This window comes from Serratia plymuthica (assembly GCF_018336935.1).
Classification (GTDB): Bacteria; Pseudomonadota; Gammaproteobacteria; order Enterobacterales; family Enterobacteriaceae; genus Serratia; species Serratia plymuthica_B.
This window is the reverse complement of record NZ_CP068771.1, coordinates 1,884,382-1,906,954: the sequence shown is the minus strand read 5'-3', so window position 1 is coordinate 1,906,954 and position 22,573 is coordinate 1,884,382. Positions and strand designations below refer to the sequence as shown.

Sequence of the window (22,573 nt, the reverse complement as noted above, 5' to 3'; positions counted from 1 at the left end):
TGTACCCGAGCCTCTTCTCTGCACGCGGCACCGTGCGGGAGTGAGGCACATAATATATGCCGTATGACTTTCATCCTTGCCAATGCCCCCACGGCTTGAAAGGCTACGGACATAGAACCGATAAGGAAGTAGATATGTCTTCAATCGCTGTTACCCCACAAACGCTGGCCCGCTACGGTATCCATCAGGCTACCGAGATCGTCTATAACCCAAGTTACGAACAACTGTTTACCGAGGAAACCCGCGCCGATCTGCCGGCGCTGGAGCGCGGTACGCTGACCCGGCTTGGCGCGGTCAACGTCGATACCGGCGAATTCACCGGCCGTTCCCCGAAAGACAAATACATCGTTCGTGACGACACCACGCGCGATACCGTCTGGTGGTCCGATAACGGCACCGGCAAAAACGACAACCAACCGCTGTCGCCGGAAGTCTGGCAGCACCTGAAAACCCTGGTGGGCAATCAGCTCTCCGGCAAACGCCTGTTTGTGGTGGACGCCTTCTGCGGCGCCAATGCCGATACCCGCCTGAAGGTGCGTTTCATTACCGAAGTGGCCTGGCAGGCGCACTTCGTCAAGAACATGTTTATCCGCCCGAGCGACGCCGAACTGGCGGATTTCGAACCGGACTTCGTGGTGATGAACGGCGCCAAATGCACCAATCCGGACTGGCAACAGCAGGGGCTGCATTCCGAGAACTTCGTCGCCTTCAACCTGACCGAACGCATTCAGTTGATCGGCGGCACCTGGTACGGCGGCGAGATGAAAAAGGGTCTGTTCTCCATCATGAACTACCTGCTGCCGCTGCAAGGCATCGCCTCCATGCACTGCTCGGCCAACGTCGGCGAACAGGGTGACGTGGCGATATTCTTTGGCCTGTCCGGCACCGGCAAAACCACCCTCTCCACCGATCCCAAGCGCCAGTTGATCGGTGACGACGAACACGGTTGGGATGACGACGGCGTGTTCAACTTTGAAGGCGGCTGTTATGCGAAGACCATCAAGCTCTCGCAGCAGGCCGAGCCGGAAATTTATCAGGCCATTCGTCGCGATGCGCTGCTGGAAAACGTGCAGGTGCTGGCAGACGGCAGCATTGATTTCGATGACGCCGGCAAGACCGAAAATACCCGCGTGTCCTACCCGATCGACCACATCGAAAACATCGTCAAGCCGGTGTCCAAGGCCGGCCATGCCAGGAAGATCATCTTCCTGACGGCGGATGCCTTCGGGGTGTTGCCGCCGGTTTCTCGCCTGACGCCGGAACAAACCCAGTATCACTTCCTGTCCGGCTTTACCGCCAAGCTGGCCGGTACCGAACGCGGCATCACCACGCCAACCCCCACCTTCTCCGCCTGTTTCGGCGCCGCGTTCCTGACGCTGCACCCGACGCAGTACGCCGAAGTGCTGGTGAAACGCATGGAGGCGGCCGGTGCCCAGGCCTATCTGGTGAATACCGGTTGGAACGGCAGCGGCAAGCGCATCTCCATCAAGGACACGCGCGGCATTATCGACTCGATTTTGAACGGTGAGATTGAGCACGCCGAGACCTTCACCCTGCCGATTTTCGGCCTGGCGGTCCCGACGGCACTGCCGGGTGTCGATCCTTCGATCCTCGACCCGCGCAAAACCTACGCCGACGAATCGCTATGGCAGGAAAAGGCACAGGATTTGGCGCAGCGCTTTATCGATAACTTCGCCAAATACACCGTGACGCCGGCAGGCGAAAAGCTGGTGAGCGCCGGCCCCAAACTGTAAACACGCCCTGTTTTATCCGGGCGTCTTCAGGCGCCCTTGTTATGGCAAAGGCAAAAAAACGGGTCAGGGAACGGATAGGCATCTGCAACACAAGGCGACCGCAGATGCCGCTAAAATACAAAACGCCCAATGACGTTCATCGGGCGTTGGCAGGTCCATTGCACCTTGTCTGCGCCGCTTAAGGCACGAACACGCCGCGGAAACGCATTTTCCCAGAGGCCAGCCGCGTGTAGGCTTCCTGCGCTTGATCCAGCGAGAAAGTCTCGACGATCGGTTTCACTTTACCTTTCGCCGCGAGATTGAGAACCTCGCTCAGATACTGCTGCCCACCGTGCGTCGAACCTATGATCCTTTGGCGCATCATATGGAATGGCACGCCGTCGGACGAGATAGCAAAGGGTTTACTGAAATCCAACCCGCAAAGAACGACGCGGCCGTCAACTCGCAATCCCGTCATCGCTTCCTGAGCGGAATCGAAATCATTGGTTGTCACCAGCAAAATATCTGCGCCGCCACTCTCCAACAAGGCCTTCCCAGACTCGACGACCCGATCGGCACCCAGTTGCAACGCCAGAGGGTGCTTATCCGGTGAATGAGTGATGGCGATCGTCTCGAAACCGCAGGCTTTCGATAGCTGCAACGCGACGTGTCCCAGACCGCCGATGCCCAAAATGGCCACCTTCTCGTGGGGTTGCGGCGCGGCGTCGCGAAGCCCGCTCCAGGTGGTATAACCGGCGCACATCATAGGCGCGGCATCCACATAGGGCAGTCCATCCGGCAGCAACACCGTGCCTTCGGCAGCAATGGCGATATATTCGGCATGCCCACCCTGCGCGACGAAACCCGTGGTACGCGGTGAAACGCAGTTCATCGCAGTTTGCCCCGTTAAAGGACGGTTCTCGCGACAATAGGCGCAACGCCCACAAGATGACTGCACCCATGTCGTACCGACGCGATCGCCAATCTGACGCGAATGCACGCCGGCGCCGACTTCAACCACGTCGCCCACCACTTCATGGCCGGGGGTCTGCGGATAGATATCCCCGCCGTAGCCTTGCGTAGACCATACATCGGTGTAACACATTCCTGAAGCACGCACTTTTACCAATACCTGACCTGGCTCAGCCTTGGGCATCGGCACTTGCCAAACTTCCCACGGGCGATTGGCGCCCGTCATGACGACGGCCTTCATCTTCTTTTCCATTGCGGGTTCCTTGCTTTGCGATGGCGGTTAATAGGCGCCGATATGCTCCGACGCCTTGCCATGCAAGCGTAAAACACTCCCCTTAGCGCAACAATGCAGGCCAGTCTCACTGTTAAAGTGAATGATATTCATCAATCCAAGGGACAGAGGAAAAGTACGCAGGCGAGTTATGACGGCTGTTGTTGCGCGCCGCGAATGCAGCTTATCAACGCCTTCAGCCCGCTCGACACATGACGATGACCGGAATAATAGAGGCACAATCCCGGGTATGACGGGCACCACTCATCCAACACGCGCTCAAGGCGCCCTTCCCGCAGCGCTTCGATGGCCAAATGATCGGGCACAAAGGCGATGCCAATACCGTCGATGGCAGCATCGACCATTAAAGGTTGATCGGTCAGGGTGAGTGGGCCGGTCACATTTATCGATTCCACGAAGCCATGGCGTTCGAACTCCCAGCGATAAATGGCCCCGCTGTCGAAACGGAAGCGGATACAGTGATGGCGCAGCAGATCTTGCGGCACTTTCGGGCGCCCGTGCGCGGCGAAATACTCGGGCGCGGCGATGACGGCAAAGCGTACGGGTTCGCTGACGCGTATTGCGACCATATCCTGCGGTACAGCGTCGGCCAGACGGATCCCGGCATCAAAGCCATCGGCAATGATATCGCTGAGTTTGCCGTCACAGACGATATCAAGGTGGATCTGCGGGTATGCAGCCAGAAAGCGGGCCAACAGCGGGCGTAAAACCATACGGACCGCGCCTTCGCTGGCGTTGATCCGCACAGTGCCGCTGGGTGTCCCGCGAAAATCGTCCACCTCTTGCAACGCATTGCTGATGGAGGACAATGCGGGGCGCAGTTTAGCCGCAAGCTGCTCTCCCGCGTCGGTCAGCGATACGCTGCGCGTTGTGCGATTGAACAATCGAACGGCAAGGCGTCGCTCCAGATTTTTCACTGAATGACTGATCGCCGATGGCGTCACCTCAAGTTCCACCGCCGCCGCATGAAAACTGCGATGCGTCGCGACGGCGAGGAAAACAGTCAGGGCAAACAGATCGCCATTTTTAAATTGGTGAGCGTTGTTCATTTTGCTGGCCGAAAATAGTGAGATCATATCAATAATGAACATGCCATATTTCAGCAAAAGCCACAACGATGCGAGGCTCCCTCCCTAATCCCGTACCAAGCCCGGCAGCACCAGCGTCAGCGCCGCCGTAATGCGAGTGTCGATGTCGCTGCCCGGCGGCAACAATCCCAGCGCCATCTGGCGCAAGGGTTCGGCCATCACCATCGCCAGCAGCAGATCGCTGGTCTGCGCGCAGTCCAACTCACGCAACCAGCCGTGCCGCTGTTGGCGTTGCAGCCAGTCCGCCACAATGGCTCGCCCGCGTTCAATGCCGTTACGCTGATAGGCCGTCAGCAAGGCTTCCCGCCCAGGGAATTCGCTCTGCAACAGGCGAAAGACTCCCACCGCCTGCACGCTCAGCACGTGGTGCGCAATGGCGCGCAGACCCTGCTCAAGCAATGGCTGCACCTCTGTCGCCCGCTGCGCATCCTGTTCAAACGCCGGCCGAAAAGCGTCGGTCCAACTGGCTATCGCCTGCATCACCAGCGCATCGCGGTTCTCGGCGAAACGGTACAGGGTCTTCTTGGCCATGCCGGCCCGTTTCGCCACCGCGTCCACGGTGGTGGCGGCATAACCCTGCGTCAGCAACAGCGCCAGGGTGGCCTCGACCGCCGCCGCGCGCAGTTCCGCCTCCGGGGCCGAAGGCCTTCCACGCGAGCGCGGTGCGGCATCCTTCTCATTTGCCATGATGGTTCCTCGAAATCGTTGACAGAGACAGCATACCGGCATAGCCTTAATTAGGAAACCAATATCGTTTCCTAATTTATAAGGATGACCGCCATGACACATCAATCGCTGATGCTCCCTTGGGGCGTGAATGATATCAACGCGTTGCTTAAACCGGAACCGCTGCTGCTGGAGATGGGGCTGACGCGCAGCACCGACGGCTTGCTGACCGTCGCGATCCGCACCGACCTGCACGGCTGCAAGGGCCACATGCTGGACTGGTGGTTTACCTTTTTTGAGACCACCCAGCACATTCGCTGGTGGCATCCGCACGATCACGTTGAACACCGTGGCTGGGACCGGCACTGGAAAAAAGGCGAAAGCTACATTGGCGCCAGCATCGATGCGGTTGAATGGCTGGCGGAGCTGCCGCCGGTGCCTGCCCGCCTCAAGTTTCACGCCGCCGAAGATTTTTTTGCCGCGCAACCGCTGCAACAGGCGCGCGACACTCAGGCGCTGTCTGCCGCCATTTGCGCCCGTATCGGCTTCGGCGAGCAGGTGGCGCTGGACGACAATGGCGACCCTCGCGACGGTGAAATGCTGCATTTGGTACGCGACACGCCTTACGGCTGCGTGCTGCGCAGCCGCTTCCTGCTGGGTAAATCCTGTGCGAACGCGCATGACGAGCTGCCGGACGAGATTGGCTTTAATCTGATGCGCCACTGTTACAACGAATTCAGCTATCTGGCGCAGTTCCTGCCGTCATTGTACTACGCCGAAAATGGTCGTGAGGCGGCGCCGTTACCCTGGTGAACCCCCTTCACACTTCCCGTTGAAAATAATTGATTGTTTTGTCATATGAATTTAGAAGTGGATGACAACAATTCAAACACACGGGAACGGGAATGGACGCACAAACGACGGTTATCGACGCACGCCAGTCACGCCAGGCATTGCTGGCCGGATCGGTCGGCAATTTTATCGAATGGTATGAATTCGGCGTTTACGGTTTTCTCGCCACCGTCATCGCCGCCAATTTTTTCACCCTGCAGGGTGAAAGTGAAATCACCAGTCTGATCCTCACCTACGCCGCCTTCGCACTGGCATTTTTCTGCCGCCCGATCGGCGCGGTGATTTTCGGCCGCATCGGCGACAGGATTGGCCGCCGCCCGACGCTGATTGCGGTATTGCTGCTGATGACCCTGGCAACCGCCCTGATCGGCGTGATGCCGACCTATGCCTCTATCGGCGTCGCCGCCCCGCTGCTGTTGACCCTGCTGCGCATGTTTCAGGGGTTGTTCGCCGGCGGTGAGTTCGGCGGCGCGGTATCGCTGATGACCGAGTTCGCCCCCAAGGGAAAACGTGGGCTGTACGGTGCCTGGCAATCGCTGACCGTGGCGTTCGGGCTGTTGGCCGGCGCCGGGCTGGTAGCGTTGCTGGCCGCGCTGTTGACGCCGGAACAGTTACATGACTGGGGCTGGCGCATTCCCTTCCTGTTGGCGTTGCCGATGGGCGCGGTGGCGCTGTGGCTGCGGCTGAAACTGCAGGAAACGCCGACCTTTAAACAGGCGCAACAACACGGCGGCGAAACGGCCCAAGTAGCGGAAGTGACGCTGGGCGGCATGCTGAAAACCATTCTGATCGGCATTGGCCGCATGATGGGCTGGTCCGCCGCCGGTTACACCTTCCTGGTGGTGATGCCGTCCTACCTGCAAACCTCGCTGCACGCCACCTTCCAGCAGGCGCTGGTGGCGACGGTGCTGGCCAACGTCGGCTTCGCCCTGACCATTCTGCCCGCCGGCGTTCTCAGCGATAAGCTGGGGCGCAAAACAGTGATGCTGGCGGCGGTCAGCGCGGTGATCCTGTTCACCTTCCCGCTGCTGCACGTGTTGCAAGATCCGCAAAGCTCGCTGCTGCTCAAAGGCGTCGCGGTATTGATCGCCGGTGCGGTGGTCGGCATGCTGGCCGGCCCCGGCCCGGCGATGCTGGCAGAGATGTTCCCGACCAACGTGCGCTACACCGGTCTGGGGCTGGCCTATTCGCTTTCCAACGCGGTATTTTCCGGTTCAGCGGGGTTAATCATCACCGGTTTGATCAAGCAGACCGGTAACCTCGATATCCCGGCTTATTACGTGGTCGCCACCTCGGTGGTCAGCCTGTTCGCGCTGATGACCCTGCGGCGCGACGATCATCTGCGCTCGCTGAACTCGCGTTAATCCTGATGGGGCGCATTGCGCCCCAAGTTCGAACCGCTGCGCAATTTTTGTGCGCCGTTCTGGTGCATTCCCCCATCCCCCGTTTCAACGCCCCTCTCGCCTCGTCGGCAAAATGCCTGATTATTTATAATTATTAATAAGTTGAAAAATAATTCCCGCCGCTATTCGCAGTTGGCCCTTAACTTGCTCCACCTTGTATATACATGGACGGACATTACCGACACGGACATCACTCTTACTCACCAGTGCGAAAGACGAGGTTCCACCATGAAGCAACCCATAAAAACGCTGCAAAAAGTGCTCGCCACCGCCTGCTGCCTCAGCATGCTTGCCGCCCCGGCATTCGCCGCCGAGGCACCGCTGACCAAGCCGGAGGCCGGCACCTTCAAAATGGGCATTGAACCCTGGTTGGGCTACGGCCAGTGGCACGTAGCCAATAGCCTGGACCTGTTCAAACAACAGGGGCTGGACAAGGTGGATATCATCAACTTCGCCGAAGACAAAGACATCAACGCCGCACTGGCCAGCGGCCAGATCGATGCCGCCAATATCGCCACCCACACCGCCATGGGCATGGTGTCCGCCGGACTGCCGGTCAAAATCGTGTTGCTGCTTGATCAAAGCCAAACCGCCGACGCGCTGATTGTCGGCCCAGGCATCAAAACGCTGAGCGATCTGAAAGGCAAACAGGTGGCGTACGAAGAAGGCACCACCAGCGACATCCTGCTGCACAGCGCCCTCGCCTCCGCCGGAATGAAATGGAGTGACATCGTGCCGGTGCCGATGCCGGCCGACGCCGCAGGCAGCGCGCTGATCGCCAAGCGCGTCAGCGCCGCCGTCACCTACGAACCTTACCTGAGCATGGCGAAGAAACAGGATGCCGCCGTGAAAATGCTGTACAGCGGCGAGTCCGATCCGGGCCTGATCGGCGACGTGCTGGTGGTGCGCGACGAGGTGATCAAGACCAAACCAGGCCAGGTCGCCGCCATGATTAAAAGCTGGGATGCCGCGTTACAGCATTATCAGCACAACACCGCGGCGGATCGGGCCATCATCGCCAAACAGGTTGGCGCCAGCCCGGCCGATCTGGCCAGCGCGTTTGACGGCGTGAAGTACTACTCGCTGGCGGAAAACAAGCAGGTCCTGAGCGAGCACTTTGCCAAACACACCTTCGCCCACGTGCTGAAAGCGGCCACAGAAGCCAAGCTGGTGAGCAAACCGGTTACGCCGGAAAACCTCATCGACGCGCGATTCGTTAACGGTCTGTAAGCCGGATTAGCGCCGGTCGGCGGTTTGTTGCCGGCGTAACTCCCCATCAGAGGAAAGACCCGATGAGCTCGATAAAACTGGATGCGCCTGACGCGCGCACTCATCTGAACAACGTCCCACCGCCTGGGCGGCGCAAGCGCCAGCCGCTTGGGCTGATGGTGATCGGTAAAACGCCGTCGCGCGGGCTGTTCGTCGCTATCGCCGTGGCCGTGTTCGCGCTGCTGCTGCTGAGTTGGTGGCTGGCGACCCGCAGCGGTGCGGTCCCGGCGATTTTTATGCCCACGCTGGACGGCGTATGGCGCCGCATGGCCAGCCTGGCGCAGGACGGCACGCTGTGGAGCGATATTCGCAGCAGCCTGTACCGCATTTCGGTGGCCTTCCTGATTTCGTCGGTGATGTCCATTGTCATCGGCGTATTGGCCGGCTGTTACGGTTTTTTCAAAGCGGTCACCGAACCGCTGGTGGATTTTGTCCGCTATATGCCGGTGGTGGCCTTTGTGCCGCTGACCATTTTGTGGACCGGCACCGATGACGTACAGAAATTCCTGATCATCTGGATCGGCACCTTCTTTCAACAGGTGCTGATGGTGATCGATACCGTAAAGCGCGTGCCGGGGGATTTTGTCGGCCTGGGCCGCACGCTCGGCATGCCGGACCGCAATATCCTGTTCAAGATCGTGCTGCCCAGCGCGCTGCCGGGCATCTGGGATGCGTTGCGCATCAGCCTCGGTTGGGCCTGGACCTGGCTGGTGCTGGCGGAACTGGTAGCCTCCACCTCAGGGCTGGGCTACCGCATCGTGGTGTCGCAGCGCTTTTTCCAGACCGACACCATTATCGGCTACATCCTGCTGCTGGGGCTGCTTGGGCTGATCACCGATCAACTGATGCGCGCCGCCGAGCGCGTATTGTTCCGCTACAACGCGAGGCGTAAATAATGGCAACCCTCACCCTCAATGGTCTGAACAAAAGCTTTCAGGTCGGCAAGCGCGCACGTCAGGTATTGCATGACATCGATCTGACGCTGCACGACAACGAGTTTGTCTCTGTGGTCGGCAGCTCCGGCTGCGGCAAAAGTACCCTGCTGTCGATCGCCGCCGGGCTGGAGGATTTCGACAGCGGCAGCGTGCGCGTCGACGGCGTGGACATCCGCGGGCCGGGTATCGATCGCGGCGTGGTGTTCCAGTCTTATACCCTGCTGCCGTGGCTGACCGCCCGCCAGAATATTGAATTCGCCCTGAAGGCGGCAGGCTATGGCCGCGGCGAATGCCGTGACATCGCCGGCGACCACCTGGCGCTGGTCAAGCTGACCGAATTCGCCGACGCCTACCCCAACGAACTGTCCGGCGGCATGAAACAGCGGGTGGCGATTGCCCGTGCGTTGTCCTACCGGCCGAAAATCCTGCTGATGGATGAACCCTTCGGCGCGCTCGACGCCATGACTCGCCACCAGATGCAGCTGTTGCTGACGCGCATCTGGGAAACCCATCGTCTGACGGTAATGTTTGTCACCCACGATATCGAAGAGGCGGTGTACCTGTCGGACCGCATCGTGGTGATGGGGCCGGGCAAAATCAATACCACCTTTCAGGTCGATCTGCCGCGCCCGCGCAGCGAAGAAGTGAGCGGCGACGCACGCTATATCGATCTGCACCGTCAGGTTCTGAAATCTATCCGGGAACAGGCTTCCCAACACGAATTAGCTTAGGAGCGCCACATGTCGCACACAGTGACCTTTCACGATCTCAGCCACAGCCGGCAATTGCCGGAAGCCCTGTTCCAACGCACCGAAGCCGACTTGTCGTTCTTTATCGAACGGGTGCAGCCGATTATCGCGGCGGTACGCAGTGAAGGCGATGCCGCGCTACAGCGCTTCGCACGGGAATTCGATGGCGTGCAGGCCGAACGGATGTCGATTCGCGTCGAGCAGAGCGAGTTCGACGACGCCATGGCGCGGCTGGATCCTGCCGTCACCGCCGCAATCGCCTATGCCGCCGGCAATATCCGCGCGTTTCACGAAGCGCAAAAACCGGAAGAAATGTGGTTGAAAGAGATGCAGCCCGGCGCTTTTGCCGGCGATCGCCACCTGCCGATCGATTCCGTGGCCTGCTATGTGCCGCGCGGCAAAGGTTCGTTCCCCAGCGTGCTGCTGATGACGACGATCCCGGCGCTGGTGGCGGGCGTCCCCCGGCCGGTGGTGATCACTCCGCCCGGCCCGGATGGCAGAGTCGATGATGCCACGCTGGTGGCGGCGCAGCTGGTCGGCATTCGCGAAATTTACAAGTGCGGCGGCGCGCAGGGGGTCGCGGCCGTGGCTTATGGCACTGAAACAGTGCCAAAGTGCCTGAAGATCGTCGGCCCCGGCAGCCCCTGGGTGGTGGCCGCCAAACGCCAGTTGGCGCAATTGATCGATCCCGGCGTGCCGGCTGGCCCCAGCGAAAGCATTATTTTGGCCGATGACAGCGCCAACGGTGCGCTGGCGGCGTTGGACCTGATCATTGAATCGGAACATGGCCCGGACTCCTCCGCCTGGCTGGTGACCTCCAGCCGCCGGGTAGCCGAACAGGCGATCGCCGCGCTGCCGGGTTACTGGGCGCAACTGGACGAGAAACGCGCCGGCTTCTCGCAAAGCGTGCTGTGCAGCGCCCACGGCGGCGTGGTGCTGACGCAGGACTTCGCCGCCGCAGTGGAGTTTGTTAACGGTTACGCACCGGAGCATCTGGAGATCCTGGCGGAAGAACCGCTGGCGGTGATGGGCCAAATTCGCAACGCCGGTGAAATCCTGCTGGGCAATTACACCCCGGTAACCTTAGGCAACTTTGTGCTCGGCCCCAATGCGGTGCTGCCGACCAATGCCGCCGCCAAGGTGGCCGGGCCGCTGTCGGTATTCGACTACATGAAGCGTATTTCGGTGGGTTATGTCACCCGCAGCGGCTACGACGCCTTGGCGGAAAAGGCGCACGGGTTTGCCCTGTATGAAGGCTTCCCCGCACACGCGCTGGCGGTGTCACCGTTGCGTAAAACCCTGCTCGATCGTCAGTCCTGAACAGGCAGTGAGGTTACGATGACCGATAATCCTATTCCCCGCAGCGCCCGGGGCGAACCCTTGGCGGCGCAGGCCAGAGCGCTGACCCACGCCGGCGAATGGCAGCAGGCGGCAGACAAACTGCGCCAACTGGTGCTGGAGATCACCGGGGTGGCGGTGGGCGAGTTGACCATCAACCGCGATCAGTACAGCCTGAACTCGCTGAACGGCCAGTTGCAATTGGCCGACGGCCGCGGCCTGTTCTTTAAATATCACCACGAGGAAGGCGAAGACCACACCATCGAGGAATATTACAACGCCGAGCTGTTGCGCAATAACGGTTTTCGCGTCGACGTGCCGCTGTATGCCTGCGGTGAACCGGGGCGGCAGATCCTGCTGTACCGGTTGCGCCACGATCGGCGGCTGGCCGACGTGTGCCGTGAGATTGAACTGCAACAGAGCTGGCCGCAGATGGCCCCGGTGGTCGATGCACAGCACCGCGCCGATGCGGAGATCTTGCGGATGACGCTGCCGACGTTAAAAATCGGCCAGTCGGCGGCGGTGGCGCGCGAGCCAATCCACCAGCTGTTTCATCACCGGTTGGTTAGCCCTGGCGCCACACCGGGATTGGGTGGCCGGGTGGCGCAGTTCTACGTCGGCAAAACCTTCCAGCTGGCGCAGTTGGAGTTGAGCTGGACGCAATTGCAAGACCTCCAGTGGGAAATCAACGGCGTGCGCTATCGCCATACGCTGGGTGAACTGCTGTTGCAGGCCGGTGAACTGCTGGCCCCGGCCGAACTGGCGCAGCACGGCGTGGTGATCGCCCACGGCGACGCGCACAACGCCAACGTATGGTACGAAACCGATCGCCCGCCGCCGCAGTTGGTCAGCTTCGATCCGGCCTTCGCCGGGCGTAATATCCCGGCGCTGCTGGCGGAGATCAAAGCGACTTTCCACAATATTTTCGCTCACCCGTTCTGGCTGTACGAACCGCAGCGCTGCGCGACGCATTACCGGGTGGCTGCCCGGCTGGAGGGGCAACGGCTGATCGTCGAGCATGACTGGCAACTGACGCCATTGCGCGCCGCCTTCCTGCAGGACAAAGGTACGCTGTACTGGCGGCCATTGCTCAGCGAACTGACGACGCGCGGCTGGCTGCCGCATAACTGGCGGCGGCTGATGAGGCTGGCGCTGTTCTGCTGCCCGACGTTGGTGCTCGATCTGCGTGCCGGTGGCGGCAGCGGCCATACACCGGCAAGCTCAGCGCTGGGCTTCGCCATCGCCATGATGCTGGGCAGCGAACCTGTCGACGGCAAGGACGTGGCCAGCCGCTGGTTCACCGCCATCGATCCGCAGTTCGGCGGTGAACGCGCGTTTTAGGGCAGAGTCCTGCTGAAACCCTGGTGGTTCCCTGAGGAGAATGTATGCAAAACACCTATTTACCGCCGGGCCTGGCCCCCTTTTCACTGCTCGGCAAGCGCGCACTGATCACCGGCGCTACGCGGGGGATTGGTCAGGCGCTGGCGATCGGGCTGGCGCAGGCCGGCGCGCAGGTGATCGTCGCCGGGCGACAACGCGCCGCGCTGCAAGAGGTGGTACAACAGCTGAATAATTGGGGAGAACACCCGGAAATGTTGCTGTTGGATGTCCAGGACTCGGCGTCGATTGAAACCGCCTTTGCCGCACTGGCGGGCAAACCGCTGGATATCCTGATCAACAACGCCGGTATCGAACGCCTGTGCCCGTCGCTGGAGGTGGATGAAACGCTGTGGGACAGCATCGTCGGCACCAACCTGAAAGGCGCTTTCTTCTGCGCGCAGGCGGCGGCGCGCCTGATGGTCAAACAGGGCGGCGGCAGCATCATCAACCTGTGCTCATTGACCAGCGAAGTCGGCGTGCCGGGGGCTACCGCCTACGGCGCGTCAAAATCCGGGCTGGCGGGCATGACGCGTGCGCTGGCCAGCGAATGGGCGGCCCACGGGATCCGGGTCAACGGCATCGGGCCAGGCTATTTTCAGACCGCGATGACCGAGGTGTTTTACCGGGACAAGGGTTGGTGCGAGTCCATGCAGGATAAAATCCCGCTAGGCCGCTTTGGCAAGCTGAGCGACCTTACCGGTGCGGCCATTTTCCTCGCCGGGCCGGCGGCAGCCTACATCACCGGCCAGATCCTGTATGTCGACGGCGGCTATCTGGCCAGTATCTGAATAACCGCAGGCGGGAGCGATATCCCACCCCCGCCCACTCTTCAGCGCCTTGCATCCATCCAGTGATGACGATCACAACGCAAATATGTTAACGTTAACTTTTGTGATTAACATCGCAATCCCTGACGTTGGTGGCTTTATTTGACGAAAGGTTAACGTTAACAATAAGGCTGACATCATCCATCAGGGCATCTCACATGAACCGCGAAACAAAAAAATATTATGTGCTTCTAAGCGGCCTGTTGTTTTTCTTCTTCTTTACCTGGTCGGCCAGCTTTTCACTGATCTCCATCTGGCTAAACCAGAAAATCGGTCTGAAAGGCACCGAAACCGGCCTGATCTTCTCGGCCATGTCGATCATGGCGCTGTGCGTGCAGCCACTGTATGGGTTTATTCAGGACAAACTCGGGTTGCGTAAGCATCTGTTGCTGTTTGTCGGCGTGCTGCTGCTGCTCACCGGGCCGTTCTTTATCTATGTTTACGCCCCGCTGCTGCAAACCAATCTGGTGATCGGCGCGCTGGTTGGTGGCCTGTTCGTCAGCCTGGCGTTCAACGCCGGCATTGGCGCGCTGGAATCCTATACCGAGCGCGTCAGCCGCATCGTCGGCTTCGAGTTCGGCCGGGCGCGCATGTGGGGCTCGCTGGGCTGGGCCAGCGCCACCTTCTTTGCCGGCTTTATCTATAACATCAACCCGAACATCAATTTCTGGATTGCCTCGGCCTCGGCGGCGGTATTCCTGCTGTTGCTGTGGCAGGTACGAGAGCTGAAACCCAACGCCATGGCCGGGCTGGAATACGGCAAACCGGAAAACCTGAAGTTGCAGGACGCCCTGGCGTTGCTGCGCCTGCCGGGGTTCTGGGCATTGGTGGTGTTCGTGCTCGGCACCAGCATCTACGGCGTCTTCGACCAGCAGTTCCCGGTGTACTTCGCTTCGCAGTTCGCGACCCACGAAGAAGGCAACCGCATGTACGGTTTCCTGAATTCGCTGCAAGTGTTTCTGGAGGCCGGCGGCATGTTCCTGGCGCCGCTGCTGGTCAACCGCATCGGTATCAAACAAAGCCTGCTGCTGGCCAGCAGCGTGATGGCGTTTCGCATGTTCGGCTCCGGCTTCGCCAATGGCGCGCTGATGATTTCCGCCATGAAACTGCTGCATGCCGTGGAGCTGCCGATTCTGCTGGTAGCCATGTTCAAATACATCACCACCCGCTTTGACAGCCGCCTGTCCTCCACGCTGTACCTGGTGGGCTTCCAGTTTATCAGCCAGATCGTCGCCGGCATTCTGGCGCCGCTGGCCGGCCTCGGTTACGACCGCATCGGCTTTGCCGACACCTATTTGCTGATGGGCTGCGCCGTCACCGGCACCACGCTGGTTTCCTGTTTTCTGCTGCGCGGCGAGACACCTACCCGCGCACCTCAATTTCAATCCACGATAAAATCAAGTGAGCCAATCCAATGAACAATGCCTTAGCTCAAGCCGACCAGGCGGTCGAAACCCTGCGCGCACAGCGTCAGGACGATTACTACCCGCAGTTTCATCTGGCGCCGGCCGCCGGCTGGATCAACGATCCCAATGGGCTGGTGTGCATTGACGGCGTTTATCATGCGTTCTATCAGCACCACCCCTACGACGAAAACTGGGGGCCGATGCACTGGGGCCACGCCATCAGCCGGGATCTGGCGCACTGGCAGCACCAGCCGATCGCCCTGGCGCCCGGCGACGACTACGACAAGGACGGCTGTTTCTCCGGCTGCGCGGTAGACGATAACGGCGTGCTGACGCTGATCTACACCGGCCACGTCTGGCTGGACAAAGTGGGCGATGACGATCAGGTGCGCGAAGTACAGTGCCTGGCCACCAGCGAGGACGGCGTACATTTCGTCAAACACGGGCCGGTGCTGGCGCCGCCGGAAGGCATTCAGCATTTCCGCGATCCCAAGGTCTGGCGCGAGAATGACGGCTGGTGGATGGTGGTCGGCGCCAAACAAAACGGCCTCGGGCAGGCACGGCTTTATCGTTCAACAGATCTGCGCGACTGGCAGTTTGACCGCGTGCTGGACGGCGCGCAGACGCTGCATCAGGGCTATATGTGGGAATGTCCGGATTTCTTCCCGCTCGGCGAAAAACAGGTGCTGCTGTTCTCGCCGCAGGGGCTGGCGGCGCAGGGCTACCGCCACCGCAACCGTTTCCAGAGCGGCTATTTGCTCGGTCACTGGCAGCCGGGCGCTGATTTCAACGTCACTCAACCTTTCTGCGAACTGGACGCCGGGCATGATTTTTATGCGCCGCAAACCTTCACCGCCGCCGACGGTCGCCGCCTGCTGTTCGCCTGGATGGACATGTGGGAATCGCCGATGCCGAGCAAGGCGCACGGCTGGGCCGGCGCGCTCACCCTACCCCGCGAACTGTCGCTGAATGCCGAAGGCGATGTGCTGATGAACCCGGCGCGGGAGTTGGCGGCGCTGCGCAGCATGCCGCAGACGTTTGCCGCAGCGCAGTTGCGCAACCAACGCCAGCTTCTGGCGGAGAACCTGCAAGAGCTGACGCTGTCGCTGGATCTGGCCGCCAGCGATGCCGAACGCTACGGTATCGCCATTGGCAACGCCGCGCGGCTGTACGTGGACAACCAGGCCCACAGGCTGGTGTTGGAGCGTTTCAGTGAAGAGCCGGGGCTGTGCGGTTGCCGCAGCGTGCCGCTGCCGGCGGGCGACACATTGTCGCTGCGCCTGTTTATCGACCGTTCATCGCTGGAAGTGTTCGTCAATCAGGGCGTTGCCTGCCTGACCAGCCGCATCTACCCGGCCGATGGCCAGCGCGGCGTGAGCCTGTTTGCCGAAAGCGGCCAGGCGCATTTTGGCGCACTACAGGGGTGGGAACTGAAAAGCATCTGGGCCTGATAGCCCTCGATACCGGACTGGCAGGGCACGCTTGTCGTGCCCTGTTTCATTCACATCGATTCGCGCAGCAACAGCGGGCAGGCAACCTTCACCGTCTCGCAGTGATCCAACTGGTTAATCAGATGCAGCGCCGCCTGACGGCCCAGTTCGTAATGCGGCAGTTGCACCGTGGTCAGCGGCGGCAGGAACAGCTGACCGATGCCGACCATGTTGTCATAACCCAGCACCCCCACCTGCTGCGGGATCTGCCAGCCCTGCGCCAACAGCACCTGATACACCATAAACGCCACCCGATCGTTGCCGCACACCACCACATCGCAATCGCGCCGCCCCGGAGCGAAATGCCGCTCCAGCAGTGCCACGCAATCGCGGTAGCGCTCGTCGCCGTCGCTCAGATCCAGGTGATATTGCTTGAGTTGGTCGACGTCGCCGCCCGCGTCACGCCAGGCGCGCTCCAGCCCGCGGCGGCGCAGCCCGGCTGCCAGCGTATTTTCCGGCAGGTGAATGCACAGCGGCGCCCGGTAACCTTTGGCGATCAACGCGCGTATGGCGTCGTACTGGCCCTGTTCGTCATCCGGAATGTAGCTGGCAACGGGGTTTCCCTGGCTGACGCAGTTGGCCAGCACCAGCTTTTTATCCAGTAACTTGGGCGGCACTCTGACCTGACGCAGCCCCATGGTGGTGAAAATCACCCCATCCGGCCGGTGCGCCAGCAGCAAATCTATGGTGTGTTCGGCGCTGTCGTCGGCGAACAGGTTGACGACAAAGCTGTTCCAGCCGTGTTCGCGCGCGGTTTTTTCGATCGACAGGATCATTTCCACCGAGAACGGTGTGGTGGCGGTGTCCAGCGCCAGCACGCCAAGCGTCTGCACCCGGTTGCTGTCGCCGCGAATGCGCCGCGCCGAGAGATCGGGCACGTAATCCAGTTGGTCAATCGCCAGCTTGACGCGCTGGTAGGTGTCTGGCCGCAGTTTGCCTGGCTCGTTGATGGCGCGGGAAACCGTCATCAGCGACACCCCGGCAAGTTTTGCAACGTCTTTCAGCGAGGCCATGCGCCCTTCTCTGTGTAGGATAGAAAACCAAATAATCCCACAACTTAACGCCGGACTCTACCCCTTGCGCACTCTGTCGGCCAGTTCATGTACCCGCTGCATGGCTTGCGTCAACTGGGTGACGGTGACCGGCTGCGACATATTGGCCATATCCGGTGCCTCTACCGCCGCCGCCATAATGGCGTTGATGGCTTGGTTGTCCAGATCGTCGGCGATATCCGCCAGATGCAGCGGTATCCGGCAGTCCTGCGCCAACCGCAGCGCCGCCAGCAGTTCCTCATCACTGCGCTGTTCCAGCGCCAGCAGACACAGATTACCGTACCCCACCAACAGACCATGACCAAAGTTGCGCGTCTTGTCGCAGACGGTAAAACCTTCAAACAGCGCATGGGCCGCCGCCGCATGCGCCCCGCTGCCCATCACCGACGTCAGCCCCGCGAACAGGAAGATGGCATCCAGCACCTGCTCCAGCGCGGTATCGGCCTGGCATCGCTCCGCCGCCTGACAAGCCGCAGCCCCGTATTCCTCAATCAATTGGTAACAGATACGGCTGTTGGCCTGAGCCGCCAGTGCCATGCCGTTCAGCGCCTGCGGGTGGGCGATAGCGCGATACTCATACCATTTCGCCAACGTATCGCCCAACCCGGCAGCCAACCAGCGGACCGGTGCCGCAGCCAACAACGGGCTGTCAATCACCACCGCCGCCGGGGCATGCGGCAGGTGCAGCATGTCGCGAAAGTGGCCATCGTCATGATAGCGGATGGTCAACGGCGTAACGGCAGCGCAAGTGGCAGCAATGGTCGGTACGGTGATGACCGGCAATCCGCAGGCTGCCCCCACCGCCTTGCCGGTGTCAATGGCTTTACCCCCACCCGCGACGATCAGCATCTGCGCCGCTGCCGAATGCGCCAATGCGACCAGCCGCGCAATCTGGGTTTCACTGCATTCGCCGCCATACTGCTCGCAGCCAACCAGCTCCACCGCCGCCGCACGCAGGCCGTTGCCTATGCGCGTCTCGGTAACCGCCAGCCCACGCGCGCCGCCGATCAACATCGCCCTTGAACCATAACCGGCGCACAGCGGGCCGATCTTCTCCAATGCTCCGACACCGCGCACCACACGCGCCGGGAAAGCGATTTGCGCTAAAGACATCTCAGGTTCCTTATCCTCGTTCATTCACCGGCCGCAGCAAGTGCGGCCCCAACTCTTGCACGCTGCAACAACCCAGTTGCGCCAACGTGCGGTCGATTTCCTCGCTGAAAATCCGCAGCGCCCGAGTCGCGCCTGCCTGCCCGGCCAGCGCCACGCCGTACAACAACGGGCGGCCGAGCAACACGGCATTGGCGCCCAGCGCCAGCGCTTTCACCACGTCGGTGCCGCGCCGAAAGCCGCTGTCGATCAGGATCGTCGCCGTCGGCCCACAGGCAGCACGCACCGCCGGCAACAGGCTGACGGGGGCAACGCTGCCGTCGAGCTGGCGGCCGCCGTGGTTGGACAGCACTATGCCATCCGCCCCGGCATCGAGCGCCTGACGGGCATCCTGCGGGTGCAGAATGCCTTTCACCAGCAGCTTGCCCGGCCAGCATTGCCGTACCCAATCCAGCGTTTGCCAGTTCAGCGCGGCGTCCATTTCGCGGGCAAAATAAGCGGCCCCACTCAGGCCCCGCTGCCGCTGCGCCGGCAGATAAGGTTGCAGATTGCCGAAACCGGGCATGCCCGCCGGGCGCAAGGTATGCCACAGCCAGCGAGGGTGCAGCGCCACGTCGCACAGGCTGGCGAGGGAGAGTTTCATTGGCTGCCGGTAACTGCGCCGATCGCGCTCGCGGTTGCCGAAATGCACCGCATCCACCGACAGCACCAGGGTGCCGCAGCCGGCAGCCAGGGCGCGTTGCAACAGCCCGGCGGTCACCTGCCGATCGCGCAGCACATACAGCTGAAACCAGTGCTGCCCCTGGCCGTCGGCGGCAATCTCCTCCAATGAGGCGGTCGACACCGTGCTCTGAATATAGGGAATGCCGAACGCCCGGGCGCTGCGCGCCAGCATCAGATCCGCCTGATAGCGCAGCATGCCGTTGTAGCCGGTGGGCGCAATCAGCAGCGGCGCCGCCAGTTCCTGCTGCCAAAGCCGGATGTTGAGCGTGCGGCGGCTGGCGTCACGCAGTACCGGCGGCACAAACTGCCATTGGTCGAACGCCACCCGATTACCGCGCAGCGTGTGTTCGTCTTCCGCGCCGCCCGCCAGGTAACGGTAAGCGAAACGCGGCAGATAACGCCGCGCCGCACGCTGTAAATCCGCCGCGTTGAGTATCGCCCCGCTCATCAGCGTGCCGCCTCCGCCAGCACCTGTCGCAATGCGTGGAGGAAACGCCGGTTATCTGCCGCGCTGCCGATCGAAACCCGGATGAACCGCTGATAACCGGCTTCGCGCCAGGGTTTGACGATGATGCCGTGCGCCAGCAACGCCTCGGCGATCTGCACGCTCGGGTAGCCGCAATCAAAGAACAGGAAGTTGGCGCTGGAAGGCGCCACCTGCAACCCCAGCGTACGCAACGCCGCCGCCATCGCCGCACGCGCTTCACTGACCCAGGCGACGCTGTCGGCCACATGCTGCCGATCGCGCAATGCCGCCAACGCCGCATTTTGCGCCGCCCGGTTAATGTTGAACGGTGTGCGCACCCGGTCTAGCAGCGCCACCAGCTCGGCATCACAGGCCAGGCCGTAACCGACGCGTAGCCCGGCCAGCCCGTAAGCTTTGGAGCAGGTGCGCAGCACAATCCACGGGCGGTCCTGTAACGGCAACAGCGCCAGGCTGTCCGGGTAATCCGCCTGGTTGGCGCAGTATTCGTAATACGCCTCGTCGATCACCAGCAGACAGTCTTGCGGCACTGCGGCGATCAGTTGCAGAAAGTCATCACGCCCGAGCATGCAGCCGACCGGGTTCGACGGGTTGCTGAATACCACCATCTTGGCCGGCCGTTGCAATGCCAACTGCCAGGCGGCCAGATCGAATTCCAGCGCCTGATTGACCGCCACCAGCGTCACCTCCGCCCCCATCATGCGCGGGTAGATTTCATGCAACCCAAACGACGGCAGCAGGGTCACCACCCGATCACCCGGATTAATAAACGCCAGACACAGCATTTCGAGGATGTTTTCAGACCCGTTGCCAATCACCACCTGCGGCGGCGCAATGCCGGTCAACGCGGCGATTTCCGCCCGCAGCGCCTGGCTGTTTGGGTCGGGGTAAATGCCGCTATGCTGAGCCAAATCGCTCAGCGCCTGTTGCACCAGAGGGCTGGCGCCAAGCGGGTTTTCGTTGCTCGCCAGGCGGGCAATTTCAGTGACGCCGTAACGATTGCGCACCGCCTCGCTGGATAATCCGGCGTTATAGGCGCCCAGCGAACTCGCCTGTTGGCGCGCCAGCCGGCGCACCGCCTGTGCTGCGGAAGAAATGGCTTGCATCCTCACCTCGCGGATTGAGTATCGGTAAAGTCAAATGGCCTGCCGGATTTCAGTGCAGGCTTTGCAGCGTTTCACTGCGGATCTCTTCCGTGACCTGCGCCTTGATGGCCATAAACTCCGGCGACGTTTTCAGGGTGTAATCACGCGGATGCGGGAAATTGACCGGTATTTCGGTTTTGATCCGCCCCGGCCGCGCACTGAAAATCGCCACCTTGTTGGCCATAAAAATCGCTTCATCGATGTCGTGCGTGACGAACAGCACCGTCTTGCGCGAAGCCTCCCAGATGTTGAGCAACAGCTCTTGCATCATCACCCGGGTCTGGTTATCCAGCGCGCCGAAAGGTTCGTCCATCAGCAGGATTTTCGGATCGTTGGCCAGCGCGCGGGCGATGGCGGTGCGCTGCTGCATGCCGCCGGAAAGCTGGCGCGGGAAATGCCGTTCAAAACCGCGCAACCCGACCTTGTTGATGAAATAATCGCTGCGTTCTTTCTGCTGCGCCGCGCCCACGCCGCGTTCCTGCAGGCCAAACCGGATGTTCTGCTCCACCGTGAGCCACGGGAACAGCGTATAGCTCTGGAATACCATGCCGCGATCGGCGCCCGGCCCCTCTACCCGCTGGCCATCCAGCCACACCTCCCCCTGCGTCGGGCTATCCAGCCCGGCAATGATGCGCAGCAGCGTCGATTTGCCGCAGCCGGAAGGCCCAAGAATGGTGATGAAATCATTCTCCTGCACCTGGTAATCGACCGGCAGCAGCGCCTGCGTCTGCTCGCCATGCGGCCCGGTAAAGATCCGCGATACCTTTCTGACGTTGAGCTTGTCGGCTTTCATCGCAGAGAACTCCAGATAAACAGGCGCTTGTTAGCCGCCTTGAACAGCAGATCGGACAGCAGACCGATACAGCCGATGACGATAATGCCGAAGATAATCTGCCCGGTGTTCAACAGCGCCTGGCTGTCGACAATCATGTGGCCGATACCGCTGGAAGAGCCGATCAGCTCGGCGACAATCACGTAGGTCCAGGCCCAGCCGAGCACCAGACGCAGCAGTTCGGCAATCTCCGGGGCCGCGCCGGGGATCAGCACCCTTCGCACCACGCTGCGGTTGGAAGCGCCCAGGGTATAGGCCGCCTCCACCAGATCGCGCCGGGCGGCGCCGACGGTCACCGCCACCATCAGCACTATCTGGAAGAACGACCCGATAAAGATCACCAGGATTTTCTGCATCTCGCCGATACCGGCCCACAGGATCAACAACGGCACAAACGCCGATGCCGGCAGATAGCGGCAAAACGAGACGAAGGGTTCGAGAAACGCCTCCACCAGTTTGTACGAACCCATCATGATGCCGAGCGGCACCGCAATGGCCGCCGCCAGCAGGAAACCGCTCAGCACCCGGAACACCGTCATGCCGATATCCAGCGAGAAATCGTACTCGGTGAACAACAGTACGCCTTCGCGCAGCATGGTGAGCGGATCGGCCAGAAACGTCGGCGACACCAGCCCGGTGAAGGTCACCAGCCCCCACAGCGCCACAAACAGCGCAAAGAAGGCCAGGCCGAGAAACCCACGCAGCCGTCCGGTAACCGGCCGCAGCGGCACCATCATCGGGTTATGCCAGTGCGGTTTGGCGGGCGGCAGCGCCGCAGGCTCCCGTTCCAGTTCCGCAACCGGACTGAGGGGTGAATTCATTTCGGA

General features: G+C 61.2%; 20 protein-coding genes. 11 read left to right on the top strand and 9 right to left on the bottom strand.

Translation table 11 applies throughout. The annotated features are described in order from the left end of the window. Nucleotides 1-134: 134 nt before the first annotated feature. Nucleotides 135-1,754, top strand: a complete 1,620-nt coding sequence (pckA, locus tag JK621_RS09070) for a phosphoenolpyruvate carboxykinase (ATP) (RefSeq protein WP_212559508.1) — start codon at nucleotides 135-137, stop codon at nucleotides 1,752-1,754. Between the two features lie 178 nt (nucleotides 1,755-1,932). Here pckA and JK621_RS09065 read toward each other — a convergent pair whose 3' ends face one another. The 3 genes from JK621_RS09065 to JK621_RS09055 form a co-directional block, all read right to left on the bottom strand. Further along, a complete protein-coding gene (locus tag JK621_RS09065; protein WP_249337164.1) occupies nucleotides 1,933-2,946 on the bottom strand; it encodes an alcohol dehydrogenase catalytic domain-containing protein in 1,014 nt (337 codons plus the stop codon). A gap of 179 nt (nucleotides 2,947-3,125) precedes the next feature. Beyond that, entirely contained in the window at nucleotides 3,126-4,046 is a 921-nt protein-coding gene (locus JK621_RS09060) for a LysR family transcriptional regulator (RefSeq protein ID WP_212560164.1), read from the bottom strand. An 84-nt stretch (nucleotides 4,047-4,130) separates the two neighbouring features. Continuing rightward, nucleotides 4,131-4,772: a TetR/AcrR family transcriptional regulator gene (locus tag JK621_RS09055; RefSeq protein ID WP_212559506.1), complete on the bottom strand. Its 642-nt coding sequence runs from the start codon at nucleotides 4,770-4,772 to the stop codon at nucleotides 4,131-4,133. Nucleotides 4,773-4,865: 93 nt separating this feature from the next. On the opposite strand from JK621_RS09055, the gene JK621_RS09050 reads away from it, so the two are divergent. The 10 genes from JK621_RS09050 to JK621_RS09005 all read left to right on the top strand — a co-directional run bounded on the left by JK621_RS09050 (nucleotide 4,866) and on the right by JK621_RS09005 (nucleotide 16,361). Beyond that, nucleotides 4,866-5,564: a DAPG hydrolase family protein gene (locus JK621_RS09050; protein ID WP_212559505.1), complete on the top strand. Its 699-nt coding sequence runs from the start codon at nucleotides 4,866-4,868 to the stop codon at nucleotides 5,562-5,564. Nucleotides 5,565-5,656: 92 nt separating this feature from the next. After that, nucleotides 5,657-6,967, top strand: coding sequence for an MFS transporter (locus JK621_RS09045; protein ID WP_212559504.1), 1,311 nt, complete (start codon nucleotides 5,657-5,659; stop codon nucleotides 6,965-6,967). Between the two features lie 267 nt (nucleotides 6,968-7,234). Then, entirely contained in the window at nucleotides 7,235-8,236 is a 1,002-nt protein-coding gene (locus JK621_RS09040; protein ID WP_212559503.1) for an ABC transporter substrate-binding protein, read from the top strand. Nucleotides 8,237-8,298: 62 nt separating this feature from the next. After that, the gene (locus tag JK621_RS09035) at nucleotides 8,299-9,171 is read left to right on the top strand and encodes an ABC transporter permease (RefSeq protein ID WP_212559502.1); all 873 of its coding nucleotides are present in this window, start codon (nucleotides 8,299-8,301) and stop codon (nucleotides 9,169-9,171) included. After that, entirely contained in the window at nucleotides 9,171-9,941 is a 771-nt protein-coding gene (locus JK621_RS09030; RefSeq protein ID WP_212559501.1) for an ABC transporter ATP-binding protein, read from the top strand. Before JK621_RS09035 ends, JK621_RS09030 begins: the two co-directional genes overlap by 1 nt. 9 nt (nucleotides 9,942-9,950) lie before the next feature. Next, the gene (hisD, locus tag JK621_RS09025; RefSeq protein WP_212559500.1) at nucleotides 9,951-11,279 is read left to right on the top strand and encodes a histidinol dehydrogenase; all 1,329 of its coding nucleotides are present in this window, start codon (nucleotides 9,951-9,953) and stop codon (nucleotides 11,277-11,279) included. An 18-nt stretch (nucleotides 11,280-11,297) separates the two neighbouring features. After that, nucleotides 11,298-12,638 carry a hypothetical protein gene (locus JK621_RS09020; RefSeq protein WP_212559499.1) on the top strand — a complete coding sequence of 447 codons (1,341 nt, stop codon included), beginning with the start codon at nucleotides 11,298-11,300 and terminating at the stop codon, nucleotides 12,636-12,638. Between the two features lie 44 nt (nucleotides 12,639-12,682). After that, nucleotides 12,683-13,465 (top strand): SDR family NAD(P)-dependent oxidoreductase, encoded by a 783-nt coding sequence (locus tag JK621_RS09015; protein ID WP_212559498.1) that lies wholly within the window; start codon nucleotides 12,683-12,685, stop codon nucleotides 13,463-13,465. 197 nt (nucleotides 13,466-13,662) lie between these two features. Beyond that, complete coding sequence (locus tag JK621_RS09010) at nucleotides 13,663-14,922, top strand: MFS transporter (RefSeq protein ID WP_212559497.1); 1,260 nt, start codon at nucleotides 13,663-13,665, stop codon at nucleotides 14,920-14,922. Then, complete coding sequence (locus JK621_RS09005) at nucleotides 14,919-16,361, top strand: glycoside hydrolase family 32 protein (RefSeq protein ID WP_212559496.1); 1,443 nt, start codon at nucleotides 14,919-14,921, stop codon at nucleotides 16,359-16,361. The genes JK621_RS09010 and JK621_RS09005 overlap by 4 nt, the downstream gene beginning before the upstream one ends. Before the next feature lie 50 nt (nucleotides 16,362-16,411). On the opposite strand, the gene JK621_RS09000 is transcribed toward JK621_RS09005, so the two are convergent. Genes JK621_RS09000 through JK621_RS08975 form a run of 6 tightly spaced genes read right to left on the bottom strand, consistent with a single transcriptional unit; the run spans nucleotide 16,412 to nucleotide 22,567 of the window. Beyond that, entirely contained in the window at nucleotides 16,412-17,413 is a 1,002-nt protein-coding gene (locus JK621_RS09000; RefSeq protein WP_212559495.1) for a LacI family DNA-binding transcriptional regulator, read from the bottom strand. A 57-nt stretch (nucleotides 17,414-17,470) separates the two neighbouring features. Further along, nucleotides 17,471-18,565 carry an iron-containing alcohol dehydrogenase family protein gene (locus tag JK621_RS08995; protein WP_212559494.1) on the bottom strand — a complete coding sequence of 365 codons (1,095 nt, stop codon included), beginning with the start codon at nucleotides 18,563-18,565 and terminating at the stop codon, nucleotides 17,471-17,473. A 10-nt stretch (nucleotides 18,566-18,575) separates the two neighbouring features. Next, entirely contained in the window at nucleotides 18,576-19,733 is a 1,158-nt protein-coding gene (locus JK621_RS08990; protein ID WP_212559493.1) for an alpha-hydroxy acid oxidase, read from the bottom strand. Further along, nucleotides 19,733-20,875: a histidinol-phosphate transaminase gene (gene hisC / locus JK621_RS08985; RefSeq protein ID WP_212559492.1), complete on the bottom strand. Its 1,143-nt coding sequence runs from the start codon at nucleotides 20,873-20,875 to the stop codon at nucleotides 19,733-19,735. Before hisC ends, JK621_RS08990 begins: the two co-directional genes overlap by 1 nt. A gap of 49 nt (nucleotides 20,876-20,924) precedes the next feature. Beyond that, a complete protein-coding gene (locus JK621_RS08980; protein ID WP_212559491.1) occupies nucleotides 20,925-21,707 on the bottom strand; it encodes an ABC transporter ATP-binding protein in 783 nt (260 codons plus the stop codon). Next, nucleotides 21,704-22,567, bottom strand: a complete 864-nt coding sequence (locus JK621_RS08975) for an ABC transporter permease (RefSeq protein ID WP_212559490.1) — start codon at nucleotides 22,565-22,567, stop codon at nucleotides 21,704-21,706. Before JK621_RS08975 ends, JK621_RS08980 begins: the two co-directional genes overlap by 4 nt. Between the last annotated feature and the right edge of the window lie 6 nt (nucleotides 22,568-22,573).

What these genes read in the sequence shown, in the direction of transcription:
- pckA (WP_212559508.1), top strand. Translation starts at nt 135, where the DNA reads ATGTCTTCAATCGCTGTTACCCCACAAACGCTGGCCCGCTACGGTATC.
- JK621_RS09065 (WP_249337164.1), bottom strand. Translation starts at nt 2,946, where the DNA reads ATGAAGGCCGTCGTCATGACGGGCGCCAATCGCCCGTGGGAAGTTTGG.
- JK621_RS09060 (WP_212560164.1), bottom strand. Translation starts at nt 4,046, where the DNA reads ATGAACAACGCTCACCAATTTAAAAATGGCGATCTGTTTGCCCTGACT.
- JK621_RS09055 (WP_212559506.1), bottom strand. Translation starts at nt 4,772, where the DNA reads ATGGCAAATGAGAAGGATGCCGCACCGCGCTCGCGTGGAAGGCCTTCG.
- JK621_RS09050 (WP_212559505.1), top strand. Translation starts at nt 4,866, where the DNA reads ATGACACATCAATCGCTGATGCTCCCTTGGGGCGTGAATGATATCAAC.
- JK621_RS09045 (WP_212559504.1), top strand. Translation starts at nt 5,657, where the DNA reads ATGGACGCACAAACGACGGTTATCGACGCACGCCAGTCACGCCAGGCA.
- JK621_RS09040 (WP_212559503.1), top strand. Translation starts at nt 7,235, where the DNA reads ATGAAGCAACCCATAAAAACGCTGCAAAAAGTGCTCGCCACCGCCTGC.
- JK621_RS09035 (WP_212559502.1), top strand. Translation starts at nt 8,299, where the DNA reads ATGAGCTCGATAAAACTGGATGCGCCTGACGCGCGCACTCATCTGAAC.
- JK621_RS09030 (WP_212559501.1), top strand. Translation starts at nt 9,171, where the DNA reads ATGGCAACCCTCACCCTCAATGGTCTGAACAAAAGCTTTCAGGTCGGC.
- hisD (WP_212559500.1), top strand. Translation starts at nt 9,951, where the DNA reads ATGTCGCACACAGTGACCTTTCACGATCTCAGCCACAGCCGGCAATTG.
- JK621_RS09020 (WP_212559499.1), top strand. Translation starts at nt 11,298, where the DNA reads ATGACCGATAATCCTATTCCCCGCAGCGCCCGGGGCGAACCCTTGGCG.
- JK621_RS09015 (WP_212559498.1), top strand. Translation starts at nt 12,683, where the DNA reads ATGCAAAACACCTATTTACCGCCGGGCCTGGCCCCCTTTTCACTGCTC.
- JK621_RS09010 (WP_212559497.1), top strand. Translation starts at nt 13,663, where the DNA reads ATGAACCGCGAAACAAAAAAATATTATGTGCTTCTAAGCGGCCTGTTG.
- JK621_RS09005 (WP_212559496.1), top strand. Translation starts at nt 14,919, where the DNA reads ATGAACAATGCCTTAGCTCAAGCCGACCAGGCGGTCGAAACCCTGCGC.
- JK621_RS09000 (WP_212559495.1), bottom strand. Translation starts at nt 17,413, where the DNA reads ATGGCCTCGCTGAAAGACGTTGCAAAACTTGCCGGGGTGTCGCTGATG.
- JK621_RS08995 (WP_212559494.1), bottom strand. Translation starts at nt 18,565, where the DNA reads ATGTCTTTAGCGCAAATCGCTTTCCCGGCGCGTGTGGTGCGCGGTGTC.
- JK621_RS08990 (WP_212559493.1), bottom strand. Translation starts at nt 19,733, where the DNA reads ATGAGCGGGGCGATACTCAACGCGGCGGATTTACAGCGTGCGGCGCGG.
- hisC (WP_212559492.1), bottom strand. Translation starts at nt 20,875, where the DNA reads ATGCAAGCCATTTCTTCCGCAGCACAGGCGGTGCGCCGGCTGGCGCGC.
- JK621_RS08980 (WP_212559491.1), bottom strand. Translation starts at nt 21,707, where the DNA reads ATGAAAGCCGACAAGCTCAACGTCAGAAAGGTATCGCGGATCTTTACC.
- JK621_RS08975 (WP_212559490.1), bottom strand. Translation starts at nt 22,567, where the DNA reads ATGAATTCACCCCTCAGTCCGGTTGCGGAACTGGAACGGGAGCCTGCG.